The sequence below is a fragment of the Streptomyces aurantiaciflavus genome (assembly GCF_049808595.1).
Taxonomy (GTDB): domain Bacteria; phylum Actinomycetota; class Actinomycetes; order Streptomycetales; family Streptomycetaceae; genus Streptomyces.
Genome location: NZ_JBNCAQ010000012.1, coordinates 111045 through 125546, shown reverse-complemented (window position 1 = coordinate 125546; position 14502 = coordinate 111045). Strand labels below are relative to the sequence as shown.

Below are 14502 nucleotides of genomic sequence, written 5' to 3'. Positions count from 1 at the left end.
GGATTGACGGGAATTGCCATGCGGCAGCCGACGGCCGGCTTCGATCCCTGTCACGCGAGAAAGCCTCGCCGAAAATCTCGGACGGCGACTCGAAGAAGTGCAGGAGCAGCTTGTGCGGGCGGTCGCCGACGTCGCGGATCGCCGAGTTCTCCACCCCGCAAATGCCCGCTGAACCGCTGGTCAGTCATCGTTCGCCGCGACGCCCTGGCCCGGGCCCAGGCGTTGCCGCTGCGGTGTCACCACGTACGCCGGGTCCTGGGCGGACGCCATGCCCGCTGCGAAGATGCCGAACCGGGTGCACAGTCCCGCTGCCAGGTAGGACGCTCCGGCCAGGAGCGGGGCCGCCCGATGACCGGTGAGAAGCGACAGTCCGGCTCCGGCCGCGGTCAGGGTCTTGCTCAGGGTCAGCAGCCGACCGGGCCGGCCCGTGACGTAGGGCTCTGCGACCAGCCCGAGCCGCCGCTCGACGCGGCGCATCGCGGCGAGTTCCATACCCGCTCCGAGCAGGCCCATCCGGATCGGCGGCCCGTGCTCCGCGCCGGGTGCGCAGAGCAGTGCGGCCCCCGCGGCGCTGGTCAGCGCGCTGCCCGCGAAGACGTACGGCAGTTGCCGATACGCCTCGTGCCACGCCGGCACCGCGGTGTCGGAGAGCAGCACCGCGGTGTAGGTGCACATCGCCGGCCCCAGCGCTCCGGAGCCGAGTCCGGCGAGCCGGCCGAGCCCCGGCAGGCGTCCGGTGGCCTGCGCGGCGGCCGAGGCGGTGGCGAGCGCGGAGAACGGCGCGAGGATCCAGGAGCCCACCGACAGGGGCGAAGTGGGCTTGAGGACGCGCAGCATGTGCGTGAAGCGCTCGGGACGGCCGAGGTCGTGGATCAGGGCGGCGACGCTCCCGACCGACGCGGCGGCGGCGACCCATCTCCCTGCCCCGGCCAGCTCCCGACGCCCGGTCAGGTCGGCGACCGCCGCCATGGACGCCGACGCACCGGCCGTTCCCCCGAGGAACAGATAGCCCGGCACGTCCGGCACCTTCCAGGTGGGACGCTTGAGGATCGGCCGGCCGTAGTACGACCGGAACTCCGCGCGCGCCACCATGGGCTGCTCCCGCTCACCGCTTCCCGTCACGGCTTCCTCCTCCCTGTTCCCCGGCCCAGGAAGGACAGCGCCACGCCGACCGCCACACCGACGGCCGCGGTGGCCGCGTGTCGCCACATCGACGGCAGGTCACGGGTGGTGACCACCGGGTCCGGCGGCAGCCCGTACACCTCGGGCTCGTCCAGCAGCAGGAAGAACGCGCCGTCACCGCCGACGCCGTCCTGCGGATCCCGGCCGTACAGCCGTGCCTGGTCCACCCCGCGCTCGTGCAACTCGGTGACCCGCCGGTCGGCCCGCTCGCGCAGTTCCTCCAGTGGGCCGAACTGGATGGAGTCGGTCGGGCAGGCCTGGGCGCAGGCCGGTTCCTGGCCGGCCCCCAACCGGTCGTAGCACAGCGTGCACTTGAAGGCCCGGCCGTCGCCCGGGCGGATGTCGATCACGCCGTACGGGCACGCCGGCACGCAGTACCCGCAGCCGTTGCAGATGTCCTCCTGCACCACCACGGTCCCGAACTCGGTGCGGAACAACGACCCGGTCGGGCAGACGTCCAGACACGCGGCGTGGGTGCAGTGCTTGCACACGTCGCTGGACATCAGCCAGCGCACCTGGCCTTCCGGGGTTCCCGCCTCCTGACCGGGCGGCCCCATGGCCGGCATGCCCAGATCGACCGGCGGCCGGTCCGGCGCCGCCGTCTGCTCGACCTTCTGCTCGATGAACGCCACGTGCCGCCAGTTGTTGGCGCTCAGCGCGCCCGTGTTGTCGAACGAGTGCCCCAGCAGGTCGAGTTCCTCGGTCTCGGCCGGCACGAGGTTCCACTCCTTGCACGCGACCTGGCACGCCTTGCAGCCGATGCAGACGGAGGTGTCCGTGAAGAAACCCATCCGGGGCGGGTGGGCGTCCGCCGGGTACCCCGCGTCCGCGCTGGGGTCGGCCAGCGGGCCGGACAGCCTGTTGCGGTCGGAGGTCATCGCCGCCCCTCTCCTGTGCTTCCCCTGCCCGGCGGGATGTCGTCGGGGAGGCCGGCGCGCCGCCGGTACGCCGCCACGTGGGCGGTCAGCGCCGGGCCGCGTGGACGCCTGCCCGGCTGGATGTCGCAGGTCGCCGCCTTCGCCTCCTGGATGCGTACATTCGGGTCGAGCACCACGGACAGCAGGTCGTTCGCCGCGTCACCCGTGGTCAGTCCTTCCGGGCCCCAGTGGTAGGGGAGGCCCACCTGGTGGATGGTGCGGCCCCGGACCCGCAGCGGTCTGATCCGGTCGGTCACCAGTACTCTCGCCTCGACCGCCGTGCGGGCCGTGGTGATGGTCGCCCAGCCCAGGTGTTCCAGGCCGCGTTCGGCGGCGAGTTCGGGGGAGACCTCGCAGAAGAACTCCGGCTGCAGCTCGGACAGATAGGGCAGGGTGCGGCTCATGCCGCCGGCCGTGTGGTGCTCGGTGAGCCGGTAGGTGGTGAACGCGTACGGAAACACCGCGCTGGCGGCCGGGTGGTACCGGTTGGCCGGGCGGTCGTGGGCCTGGAGCGCCGGACTCGTCTGCTGCCCGTACAGCGGGTTGTCCACCGGGGACTCCTGCGGCTCGTAGTGCGTGGGCAGCGGGCCGTCGACCAGCCCGGCCGGTGCGAACAGCCAGGCGCGGCCGTCGCTCTGCATGATGAACGGGTCGGTGCCGGCCAGGGCGTCCTGGGCCTTCGCGCCCGGCGGCGGCCGGTAGTCGGGCGGCTTGTCCGCCTCGAAGTCCGGGACGTCGTCCCCGGTCCACCGGCCCCGCTCCGGGTCCCACCACACGTACCGCTTGCGTTCGCTCCAGGGCCTTCCCTCGGGGTCGGCCGACGCCCGGTTGTAGAGGATGCGGCGGTTGGCCGGCCATGCCCAGCCCCAGTCGGGGGCGACCCGGCTCTGTTCGGCGCGCGGCCGGCGGTTCGCCGCGTGGTTGTGTCCGTCGGCGTGGACGCCGCAGTAGATCCAGACCCCGCAGGCGGTGGAGCCGTCGTCCCGCAGCTGGGTCGATGTCGACAGTGGCTGCCCGTCCGGTCCGTACCCGTTGATCTCGGCCAGCACCGAGTCGGCGCTCGGCTCGGCCAGCGGGCCTTCGGTCGGGTAGTCCCAGGTGAGGTCGAGCAGCGGGCGGTCGCGCGGGTCGGTGGAGCCGGCCAGTTTCTCCCGGACGATCCGGCCGAGGTGGTAGTAGAACCACAGGTCGCTGCGGGCGTCGCCCGGCGGGGCGACCGCGGCATGGTGCCACTGCAGCAGCCGCTGGGTGTTGGTGAAGCTGCCGTCCTTCTCCGTGTGCGCCGCGGCCGGCAGGAAGAACACCTCCGTCGGGATCTCCTCGGTGCGCAGCTCACCGGTCTCGATCTCCGGACCGTCCTTCCAGAAGGTCGCGCTCTCGATCATCCGAAGGTCCCGCACCACCAGCCAGTCCAGGTTCGCCAGGCCCAGCCGCTGCAGTTTGCCGTTGGCGGAACCGACGGCCGGGTTCTCCCCGACGAGGAAGTACCCCTTGCACTCGCCGGAGAGCTGGTTCAGCACCGTCCGGTAGGTGCCGTGGTCGCCGGTCAGCCGGGGCAGCCAGTCGAAGCGGTAGTCGTTCTCCTCGGTGGCCGCCTCTCCCCACCACGCCTTGAGCAGACTCACGACGTACGCGCGCATGTTGCCCCAGAAGCCGGTCGTGCCGGCGTCCGCGGCCACGAACGCGCCCAGGTCCTGGTGCTGGTGGGCGTGTGGCATGGGGATGTAGCCGGGCAGCAGGTTGAACAGGGTGGGGACGTCCGTGGAGCCCTGGATGCTGGCGTGTCCGCGCAGGGCCAGGATGCCGCCGCCGGGCCGCCCTATGTTGCCCAGCAGCGCCTGCAGGATGGACGCGGTGCGGATGTACTGCACCCCGACGGTGTGCTGGGTCCAGCCGACGGAGTAGCACAGCGCGGTGGTGCGTTCCCGTCCCGAGTTGGCGGTGATCGCGTCGGCCACCTGGGCGAACAGCTCGCGGGAGACGCCGCAGACGTCCTCGACCAGCTCGGGTGTGTAGCGCGCGAAGTGCCGCTTGAGCACCTGGTAGACGCAGCGGGGGTGTCGCAGTGTCGGGTCCATGGCCGGCTTCCCGCCCAGGGCGGCGCCGCCGGAGCCGTACGACTCGGCGCGGGCGGTGTCGCGCGGCGCCCGGCCTCCGTGCTGCCGGGCGGCGTCGGCCGTCCGACCCCCGTCTTCCGGTGTCGTCCACCGGTCCCGGTCGCCGGCCGCGGCAGCGGCCTGCGCGCCCTCGTACATCCAGCTGGTCCTGTCGTAGTGATGGCTCTCCGGGTCGAAGCCGGAGAACAGCCCGTCCAGGTCCTCGGTGTCGGCGAAGTCCTCCCGCAGGATCGCCGGCGCGTTGGTGTAGGCGACGACGTACTCGCGGAACTCCTTGCCGGTGCTCAGCACGTGGTTGATCAGGGCGCCGAGGAAGGCGATGTCCGTTCCGGCCCGCAGCGGCACGTGGACGTCCGCCAGCGCGCTGGTGCGGGTGAAGCGGGGGTCGACGTGGATGATCGTGGCGCCCCGCTCCTTGGCCTCCATCACCCACTGGAAACCGACGGGATGGCACTCGGCCATGTTCGAACCCTGGATGAGGATGCAGTCGGCCTCGGCCAGGTCCTGCTGGAACGTCGTGGCTCCGCCACGGCCGAACGAGGTTCCCAGACCGGGAACCGTGGAGGAGTGTCAAATCCGTGCCTGGTTCTCGATCTGGATCGCGCCCAGCGCCGTGTACAGCTTTTTCATCAGGTAGTTCTCTTCGTTGTCCAGCGTCGCTCCGCCGAGCGAGGCGATGCCGAGCGTGCGCCGGACGGGGACGCCGTCGTGCGTGTCCTGCCAGGTTTGCCGGCGGGTCCGGACGACCCGGTCGGCGATCATGTCCATCGCCCGGTCGAGCGGGATCCGCTCCCATCCCGTGCCGTGCGGAGGCCGGTGGAGGACGGTGCTGATCCGGCCCGGGCCGGTCACCAGCTGCTTGCTGGCCGCGCCCTTGGGGCACAGCCGGCCGCGCGAGATCGGGGAGTCCGGGTCGCCCTCGATCTGGGTGACCTTCTCGTCCTTGACGTAGACCTTCTGGCCGCAGCCCACGGCACAGTACGGGCACACGGACCGGACGACCCGGTCGGCCTGCTCGGTACGGGCGGTAAGGCGCTCGGTGCCGCGTGAGCGGGCCGCGCTTCCCCTGCCCAGCGCGTCGTCGCCGGTGAGCTGCCGGTACACCGGCCAGCCCTCGATCCACTGCCGCAGGCCCATGGCGCTCTCCCGCCTCGCGGCCCTTCCCTGTCGCAGCCAACGTAACGCCGGGGCTCGCGGCGGGCATGTCGAGCACCGATCACGTCGGTGAGGTACGTATCCGACGGGTGCCGTCCGGCAGCCGCTCGGTGACACCCCGGCGGTCCAGCAGCTCCAGCAGGGGCACCGCCACCCGCCTGGTGGTCCGAAGCGCCTGCCGTGCCTGGCTGGGGCTGAACGGCTGGGGCAGTGCCGAGAGCACCTCAACGGCCCGTGTGTCGCCGTCGGGCAGCAGGAAGACACCGTCGGCCACCTTCAGCAGGCGGCCCACGCGCACGGCGGCGGCCAGCTCCCGGGACCCCAGCCGCAGCTCCGCCAGCCTGGCGGCGTCCGGCGCCGCGAAGGGGGCGTCGCGCAACGCGGCGGTCAGCGCGGCCACCGCCGTCTCGACGGGTCGGGGTAGCACCGCCAGGCGGCCCGGTGCGCGGATCCGCCCGTCCGCCACCGGCAGCGACGCGGCACCGGCAAGCCGTTCCACCACACCGGTCGTGGGCAGCCGCAGCCGCTGCCGTACCGCCTCCACGGGCACGCCGGACTCCAGCGGGTGATCGTCGCGCCAGTGGTCCACCAGGACGCGGACGGAGGCGAGCAGTTCTCGCCACACGCTCGCGTGAACCCTCAGACCGTCACCCACCGGATCGCCCACCTCGGGCAGCCCCATGGAGGCCAGCTCGCCCACGGTCGCGAAGCGCCGCCGGAGCAGGACCGCCTCGGCCACCGTCTGCGGGGGCGCGTCGGTCAGAGCGGCCAGTTCCTCGGCGCGCGATCGCGCGGCACCCCGTCGGCGCAGCTCGGGAGGCGTCACGTCGAGGACGTCGACACCGGCGACGATGCGGTGCCGACCGGGGTCGCGCAGCAGCGCGCGGTCGCCGACGCGCAGCGGCAGGGGCCGGGCCAGCCGCAGCCGGGCGCTGCCCGCCCCCAGCGGCCGGACGCGGACGGCCACCGATGCGGATCCCACGTGCAGCACGAGCTCGCGGGGGAGATCACGGCGCTCACCGGCGTCAACCGTGGCGCCGCCGTCACCGCCGCGCAGCGCGACGTCGACCTCGGCGGTGCTCAGCCACCTGCCCGGAGTGAGCAGCGCGTCGCCGCGACCGACCGCGTGCTGCTCGACTCCGCGCAGATTGACCGCCACTCGGGCCACGGCGCGAACCTCGGGCGCGTCTCGCCCCAGGGTCTGCAGTCGGCGTACCCGCATCACCGCGCCGGTGGACGCCAGCTGAAGCTCCGCCTCGGCTCGCAGGGTGCCGGCCGTCAGTGTCCCGGTGACCACCGTGCCCGCGCCGACGATGCTGAACGAGCGGTCCACCCACAGCCGGACGTCGGCGTCCGGATCGGCGGGTGGCAGGGCTTCCACCAGCCGCAGCAGTCCGGCGCGCAGTCGGTCCAGGCCCTCGCCGGTGCGCCCGCTCACCGTCACCGAGTCGACCGGTCCGAGGCCGGTGGCCGCGATGCGGGCGAGCGCCTGCCGCCGGGCCGGTTCGGGGTCGGTGAGGTCGCAGCGGGTGACGGCGAGCAGCAGGTGCCGCACGCCCAGTGCGTCGAGCGCCTGCAGATGCTCGGTCGACTGTGGCATCCACCCCTCGTCGGCGGCCACCACGAACAGCACGGCGGGGACCGGGCCCACGCCGGCGAGCATGTTCGGCACGAACCGCTCGTGGCCGGGGACGTCGACGAACGCCACCTCCGGTCCGTCGGGGAGGGTCGTCCAGGCGAAGCCGAGGTCGATGGTCAGGCCGCGTCGGCGCTCCTGCTCCCAGCGGTCCGGTTCCATCCCGGTGAGCAGTCTCACCAGTGTCGACTTGCCGTGATCGACATGCCCGGCGGTGGCGATCACCTGCACGGCCGCTCACTCCCGTCACCGCTCGGATCGCCCGCGTCCGACCGCCGGGCGGCGAGTACGGCCTCCAGCACCGACTGCTCCTCCTCCGCCGCGACCGTGCGCAGATCCAGCAGGCACCGTCCGTGCTCCAGCCGGCCGATCACCGGAACCGCCACGGTGCGCAGCAGCGGGCCGTACCGTGTGGGCAGGCCGACGGCCGCGCTCGGCAGGGTCACCCCGGGCGCGCCGCCACCGCCCACGGCCGCCTCCGTGCGCAGCACCTCCGCCGGTACTCCCTCGGCCCGCAGCCGCTCGGCCAGCCGGGTGGCGCGCTCGCGCAGGACGGTCTCGTCGGCGGCCAGCGCGGCGCGTACGGGCGGCTCCGGGCCGCGCAGCGTCGCTTCCAGCGCGGCCAGGGTCAGCTTGTCCACCCGCAGGGCCCGCGCCGCGGGATGCCGTCGCAGTCGTTCGACCAGGTCCGCTCGGCCGAGCAGCAGCCCGGCCTGCGGACCGCCGAGCAGCTTGTCCCCGCTGGCGGTCACCAGCGCCGCACCGGCGCGCAGCGCGGTGGCGGCGTCCGGTTCCCGGGGGAGCAACGGGTGCGGGGCGAGCAGGCCGGAACCGATGTCCACCACCACCGGCGGTCCGAGCGCCGCCAGTTCCGCCACGTCCGCCGCCGCGGTGAAACCGCCGATGTGGAAGTTGGAGGCGTGAACCTTGAGCAGGAAGGCGGTGTCGGGGCCGACGGCCTCGGCGTAGTCGCCCACATGGGTGCGGTTGGTGGTGCCGACCTCGCGCAGCCGTGCGCCGGTGGAAGCCAGCAGTTCCGGAATACGGAACCCGTCGCCGATCTCGACCAGCTCCCCCCGGCTGATCACGATCTCCCGTCCGGAAGCCAGCGCCAGGGCACAAAGGAGCAGCGCGGCCGCGTTGTTGTTCACCACGTGCACCGCTCCCGCGTCGGGTACGGCCTCGGCCAGCGCGGCGAGAACCCCGCGGCCGCGGCGTGCCCGGCGGCCTTGCGCGAGGTCGAACTCGACGTCCGTGCACCCGGCCGCGGCCATCAGGGCGTCCCGGGCGGCCTGAGACAGCGGGGCGCGGCCGAGGTTGGTGTGCACCAGCACGCCGGTGGCGTTGATCACCGGCCGCAGGCCGCAGGCCCGCTCGGGCAGGTGGCCGACCGCCGTGTCCACGACGTCCTCGGGGGCGATCTCGCCGATCCTCGCGCGGCGCTGGGCTTCGGCGACGGCCGCTTTCACCAGAGGGCGTCCCAGCGTCCGCAGGGCGGTGGCGACGCGCGGATCGGCCAGTACGGAGTCGGTTCCCGGGATGAGCCGGCGCGGATCGCTCATGGCACCTCTCGTGCTCGCCGTGGGTGGCGGAGGCGGACGGGAATCGAACCCGCCAACGGCAGCTCCTGCCGTTCAACGGTTTTGAAGACCGGGCCGGTCACCAGGCCGGATACGCCTCCCCAGGCCACACGGCCCATCTTCGCAAATGCCCTATATAGCCGCTAATGGGAGGTATGCGGAATCATGGTCGACGTGACCTCACTGACGTCGCCCCGAGAAACCGTCCGCCTCACCCAGTACGCGCACGGCGGCGGATGCGCCTGCAAGATCCCGCCGGGCGAGCTGGAGGAGGTGCTGCGGGGCCTGGGGGCCGCCGTCCCGGTCCTCGACCCCGCCGGCGAACTGCTGGTCGGGCTGGACGACGGCGACGACGCCTCCGTGGTCCGGCTGCCCGACGGCACGGCGGTGCTGGCGACCACCGACTTCTTCACGCCCGTGGTCGACGACGCCTACGACTGGGGGCGGATCGCCGCGGCGAACGCGCTGTCGGACGTGTACGCCACGGGTGGCCGTCCACTGCTCGCCGTGAACCTGCTGTCCTGGCCGCGCGATGTGCTCCCCCTCGAACTGGCCCGCGAGGTGCTGCGCGGCGGCCTGGACACGGCCGCGGCCGCCGGCTGCCATGTCGCCGGCGGCCACAGCGTGGACGACCCCGAGCCCAAGTACGGCATGGCCGTCACCGGCCTGGTCGATCCGGACCGTCTGCTGCGCAGCGACGCCGGCGCGCCGGGTGTGCCGCTGTCCCTGACCAAGCCGCTCGGCATCGGTGTGCTGAACAGCCGGCACAAGGCCACGGGCGAGGTGTTCCCCCAGGCGGTCGAGGTCATGACCCGGCTCAATCGGGAGGCGGCCGAAGCGGCGCTGGCCGCCGGGGTCACCTGCGCGACGGACGTCACCGGGTTCGGGCTGCTCGGGCACGCGTACAAGCTCGCGCGGGCGAGCGGGGTCACGGCGGTGATCGACGCCGCAGCCGTGCCCTACCTCGACGGCGCCCGGCAGGCACTGCGCGAGGGCTATGTCAGCGGGGGCACCCGGCGCAACCTGGAGTGGGTGCGCCCGCACAGTGACCTGTCGGCGGTGAACGAGGACGAGGCGCTGCTCCTGGCCGACGCGCAGACCTCCGGCGGGCTGCTGGTGGCCGGTGAAATCCCCGGCACGCCCGTCGTCGGCGAACTGCTGCCGCGCGGCGACCATGTCCTGGTGATCCGCTGAGCCGGCCATCGAGCCGACGAGCGGCCGGTGGTCGACCTGGACCACGTCGTCGGCGTCGGGGGAGTAGAGGGTGCGCGGGGCGGCGCCGGCGAGCAGCTTCGCTCGACTCAGCTGGACTCGCGGACCACCAGACGGCACGGAACGGTGTGCAGGCCGGGTTCAGGCTCGGAGCCGATGGCGTCCAGCAGCCGTAGGGCGGCCTGCCGGCCGATCTCGGTGAGGTCGGTGTCGATCGTGGTGAGGGGCGGACGGCAGGCCAGAGCCATGATGTCCCAGTTGTCGTACCCCACGATCGCCACTTTGCCCGGGACGTCCTGGCCGTTCTCGCGCAGGGCGTCCGCGACACCCCGGGCGATCTGGTCGTTGCCGCAGAAGAAGGCGTCCGTGTCCGGTGCGGTGCGCATGACCGCTTCGGCGGCACGGCGCCCCCATGCCTCGCTCCATTCCCCGAAGTGGACCCGGCCGGTGGCCGGCTCCAGCGACGAGCGTTCGAGCAACTCGACGGCGTGGCGGGCGCGGTCACGGGCCGCCGCGTGATGCGCCGGGCCGGTGACGTGCGCGATCCGGGTGCGGCCGGTCGCCAGCAGGTGCTCGACGGCCAGGTGCGCCCCGCTCCGGTCGTCCGAGACGACAGAGATGTCCTCCGGGTCCGTGGAGGGCGAGAGCGCGTAGACCGTCGGAATCGGCTCCACCCCCTTCAGCGGTGGCCTCGGGTCGGTGCGCCGGCCGGTGACGATGATGCCGTCCACCCGGCGGTCCATGAGGTTGCGCAGATGGTGCTGCTCACGGATCGCGTCGCCGCGGGTGTCGCACAGCAGCACGGAGATCTTCCCGGCGCCGAGCGCGTCCTCGGCGCCGAGCAGGACGGGGGTGCTGAAACGGCCGATGCCGTCGGTCGTCATCAGCCCGACCGTCCAGCTGCGTCCCGTGTGCAGACTCTGCGCGTGCTGGTTGGGGCGGAAGTTGAGGGCTTCCACGGCGTCAAGCACCCGTTGCCGCGTCTCGGGCCGCATCCGGCCGCTGCCGCTCAGAGCCTTCGAAGCCGTCCCGACACTGACGCCGGCCAGCTTGGCGACATCCGCGAGCTTTGCCCGCCCGGTGGAGGGAGAACCTGGAACGGCGGTCACGCGCAACCCTTTTCCTAGACGACATCGACGCCGTACATCCTGGCACTGCTCGCCTTCGCTGGCCAGTCTCCTACAGGCTTGGAAAATACTTGCGCGTACCCCTTGACTCACGCCTGCCGCGTTTCTACGTTTCCCGGCAGAAAAACGTTTGCTCAAGCGGGGCCGGCAGACGGCGCACCGTCTGTCCGTTCGCCGGAGCGCGCCACAGCCCAGAGCGCGCCGCACCTCGACCCGCTTCTCACCTACTTCCCGGAGAGCCATGCCCCGCCCACGTTCCGCCGTGCCCTCCTCCCCGTCCCCGGCCCCGACCGGAGGCATGCCCCAAGGGCCGGTCCGTCTCGGACCGGACGCCAAGACCGTGCTCGCGCCCGCCGCCGTCGAGGTGCGCGGCGGTTTCTGGGACGCCCGCCGACGGGTCAACGCGCGCACCTCCATCCCGCAGGGCCCCGGCCTGCTGGAGTCGGCAGGGAATCTGCACAACCTGCGCGTGGCGGCGGGCACCGCCGAGGGCGAGTTCAAGGGCGCGTACCCGTTCGTCGACTCGGACGTCTACAAGTGGCTGGAGGCCGCCTCCTGGCAGCTCGCCCAGTCCCCGGACGACGCGCTGGCCGCCGAGGTGGACCGGATCGTAGCCCTGGTCGCGGAGGCCCAGCAGCCCGACGGCTACCTGAACACCTGGTTCCAGCTGCTCAAGGGCGGCGAGCGCTACCGGGACCTGCGCTGGGGCCACGAGCTGTACTGCGCCGGGCACCTCATTCAGGCCGCAGTGGCTCACCACCGGGCCACCGGGCGTACCGAACTGCTCGACGTGGCCGTGAGGTTCGCCGACCAGATCGACTCCGTCTTCGGCCCACCCGGCAGCGGCAAGCTCCTCGACGGAATCGACGGCCACCCGGAGGTGGAGACCGCGCTGGTCGAGCTGTACCGGGAGACCGGTGAGCGCCGCTATCTGGAGCTGGCCGGCTACTTCGTCGACCGGTTCGGACACGGTCTGCTCGGCGGCGAGGCCTACTGCCAGGACCGCGTCCCGCTGCGCGAGGCGACCAACGTCGAGGGGCACGCCGTACGCCAGCTGTATCTGCTGGCCGGGGCGGCCGACCTGGCCGCGGAGACCGGGGACGCCGGGCTGCGGGCGGCGGGGGAGCGGCTGTGGCGGGCGATGACCGCGACCAAGACCCACCTCACCGGCGGTCTCGGCGCCCACCACGACGAGGAGGACTTCGGCGACCCCTACGAACTGCCCAACGAGCGTGCGTACTGCGAGACCTGCGCCGCCATCGCCTCCGTCCAGTGGAGCTGGCGCATGGCCCTGCTCACCGGCGAGGCCCGCTACTCCGACCTGATCGAACGCACCCTGTACAACGGCTTCCTGGCCGGGGTGTCGCTGGACGGCGAGCGCTGGCTGTACGTCAACCCGCTCCAGGTCCGCGACGGCCACACCGACACCGGCGGCGACCAGTCGGCCCGCCGCACCCGCTGGTTCCGCTGCGCCTGCTGCCCGCCCAACGTCATGCGGCTGCTGGCCTCCCTGGAGCACTACCTGGCCGGCGCCGACGACGGCGGCCTCCGCATCCACCAGTACGTCACCGGCCGCTACGGCGCCGACGGCTTCACCCTGAGCTGCGAGACCGACTACCCCTGGCACGACACCATCGCGCTGACCGTCGACGAAGCCCCCGCCGACGGCCCCCGCACCCTCTCGCTGCGCATCCCGCAGTGGTGCCGCGCCTATCGGGTCCGCTGCGGAGACACGGCGTACGACCAGAGCGACGCGCCCGCCGACGGCTGGCTCCGGCTGGAGCGCACCTGGGCCCCCGGTGACCGGGTCGTCCTCGAACTCGGCATGGAGCCCCGGCTCACCGCCGCCGACCCCCGGGTGGACGCCGTACGCGGCTGTGTCGCGATCGAACGCGGACCGCTCGTGTACTGCCTGGAAGGCGTCGACCACCCGGGCGGCGGCCTGGACGACATCGTCCTGGACACCACCCGGCCGCTCGACGTGGAGCACCGCCCGGATCTGCTCGGCGGCGTCACCACCGTGGTCGCGGCCGGACACCGTCGGCGCCTCGCCGACGCGGGCTGGTGGCCGTACACCTCCGCCGACGACGGGGCGCCGGAAAACTGCGGCGATCCCGTCGAGCTCACCGCTGTCCCCTACTACTCCTGGGCCAACCGCCAGGACGGCAGCATGCGCGTCTGGCTGCCCACTTCCTGATCTTTCCCAGTTCCCACACCGCTTCCTTCGCGCCCCACCAGACAACGAGGTCACCGTGAGAAACTCCCGCCGTACCCTGATCGCCGCCATCGCCGCCGTCGGCGCGCTCACCTCCGTCGCCGCTTGCGGCGGTGGCTCCGACTCCTCCGCCGCCGGCTCCGGCGGCGCCGGCGGGACGTACACGTTCTGGGACCCGTACCCGCAGTTCGACGCCTCCTCGGCCTGGGGCAAGCTCGTCACCAAGTGCGGCACCGACGCCGGGGTCACGATCAAGCGCACCGGCATGGACACCACCGACCTGGGCAACAAGGCGTTGCTCGCCGCACAGCAGGGCAACGCCCCCGACGTGATGCTGGTGGACAACCCGGTCGTGTCCACTCTGGTGGAGGCGGGGATCCTCAACAAGATGAGCGACCTGGGCATCGACACCGCGTCGATCCAGCGGAACATCATCGGGGCCGGCACGATCCAGGGCGTCCCCTACGGTGTACCGATCGGCGCCAACACGCTCGCCCTCTACTACAACAAGAAGGTCCTGTCCGCCGCCCACGTCGACCCCGCCTCCATCAAGGACTGGGCCTCGCTGACGGAAGCCCTGAAGAAGGTCGAGGCCGCGGGCAAGAAGGGCATCACCTTCTCGGCGATCAACACCGAGGAGGGCAGCTTCCAGTTCCTCCCCTGGTTCTGGGGTGCGGGCGCCGACCTCACCCAGCTCAACTCGCCGGACGGCGTCGCGGCGTTGTCGCTGTGGAAGCAGTGGGTCGACGCCGGGTACGCGCCGAAGGACGTCCTGCAGAACACCCAGACCACCAGCTGGCAGGAGTTCGCCACCGGCGACTACGCGTTCGGCGAGAACGGCACGTGGCAGCTCGGCAACGCGGAGAAGGCCGGATTCGACTACGGCGTCATCAGCATCCCGGGGCGGGACGGCGGCGCGGCGCCGGTGCCGACCGGCGGCGAGTTCGTCACGGTCCCGGTGCAGAAGGACACCGCGCGCTACGACGTGAGCAAGAAGATCGTCACCTGTCTGACCAGCTCCGCCAACCTGCTGCCCACCGACACGACCCTGGCGTACGTCGCCCCCACCACCGAGGTGCAGGCGGAGCAGGTCAGGGCGAACCCGAAGCTCAAGCCGTGGGTGGCCGCGGTGGCCGCGGCACGCGGCCGTACCAGCGGCGGCCTGGGCACCAAGTACCCGACCATCTCCCAGCCGATGTGGACCGCCGTGCAGTCCGCCCTGTCCGGCGGCAAGAGCCCGCAGGCGGCACTCGACGTGGCTCAGACGGCAGCGGGCAAGGGCGGCAGCTGACCTTCGACGCCCTACCTCGTGGCAAGCCCCCGGGCCCGCCTCTCGACGGCCGCGCCCTCCGGACGACGAC

Annotated in this window: 9 protein-coding genes and 1 tRNA gene; 3 read left to right on the top strand and 7 right to left on the bottom strand. The window is 72.6% G+C overall.

Annotation, left to right across the window (positions count from 1 at the left end; all coding sequences use genetic code 11):
- Nucleotides 1-180: 180 nt before the first annotated feature.
- From nrfD to ACPT94_RS16525, 6 genes are all read right to left on the bottom strand, one after another.
- A complete protein-coding gene (nrfD, locus tag ACPT94_RS16550; RefSeq protein ID WP_425246154.1) occupies nucleotides 181-1122 on the bottom strand; it encodes an NrfD/PsrC family molybdoenzyme membrane anchor subunit in 942 nt (313 codons plus the stop codon).
- A complete protein-coding gene (locus ACPT94_RS16545) occupies nucleotides 1119-2060 on the bottom strand; it encodes a 4Fe-4S dicluster domain-containing protein (RefSeq protein ID WP_425246153.1) in 942 nt (313 codons plus the stop codon). The genes nrfD and ACPT94_RS16545 overlap by 4 nt, the downstream gene beginning before the upstream one ends.
- Nucleotides 2057-5353 carry a formate dehydrogenase gene (gene fdh, locus ACPT94_RS16540; RefSeq protein WP_425246152.1) on the bottom strand — a complete coding sequence of 1099 codons (3297 nt, stop codon included), beginning with the start codon at nucleotides 5351-5353 and terminating at the stop codon, nucleotides 2057-2059. The genes ACPT94_RS16545 and fdh overlap by 4 nt, the downstream gene beginning before the upstream one ends.
- A gap of 79 nt (nucleotides 5354-5432) precedes the next feature.
- Entirely contained in the window at nucleotides 5433-7238 is a 1806-nt protein-coding gene (gene selB / locus ACPT94_RS16535; protein WP_425246151.1) for a selenocysteine-specific translation elongation factor, read from the bottom strand.
- Nucleotides 7229-8569, bottom strand: a complete 1341-nt coding sequence (gene selA / locus ACPT94_RS16530; protein ID WP_425246150.1) for an L-seryl-tRNA(Sec) selenium transferase — start codon at nucleotides 8567-8569, stop codon at nucleotides 7229-7231. Before selA ends, selB begins: the two co-directional genes overlap by 10 nt.
- A 24-nt stretch (nucleotides 8570-8593) precedes the next feature.
- A tRNA-Sec gene (locus ACPT94_RS16525) sits at nucleotides 8594-8688 on the bottom strand.
- Nucleotides 8689-8770: 82 nt separating this feature from the next.
- On the opposite strand from ACPT94_RS16525, the gene selD reads away from it, so the two are divergent.
- Entirely contained in the window at nucleotides 8771-9781 is a 1011-nt protein-coding gene (gene selD, locus ACPT94_RS16520; protein WP_425246219.1) for a selenide, water dikinase SelD, read from the top strand.
- Between the two features lie 107 nt (nucleotides 9782-9888).
- Here the strand turns inward: selD and ACPT94_RS16515 are convergent, their stop codons facing one another.
- Nucleotides 9889-10908 (bottom strand): LacI family DNA-binding transcriptional regulator, encoded by a 1020-nt coding sequence (locus ACPT94_RS16515; RefSeq protein ID WP_360340519.1) that lies wholly within the window; start codon nucleotides 10906-10908, stop codon nucleotides 9889-9891.
- A 316-nt stretch (nucleotides 10909-11224) separates the two neighbouring features.
- Here ACPT94_RS16515 and ACPT94_RS16510 point away from each other — a divergent pair, with 316 nt between their 5' ends.
- Both ACPT94_RS16510 and ACPT94_RS16505 read left to right on the top strand, forming a co-directional pair.
- Complete coding sequence (locus ACPT94_RS16510) at nucleotides 11225-13123, top strand: glycoside hydrolase family 127 protein (protein WP_425246149.1); 1899 nt, start codon at nucleotides 11225-11227, stop codon at nucleotides 13121-13123.
- A 55-nt stretch (nucleotides 13124-13178) separates the two neighbouring features.
- Nucleotides 13179-14432, top strand: a complete 1254-nt coding sequence (locus ACPT94_RS16505) for a sugar ABC transporter substrate-binding protein (protein WP_360340525.1) — start codon at nucleotides 13179-13181, stop codon at nucleotides 14430-14432.
- Nucleotides 14433-14502 lie beyond the last annotated feature (70 nt).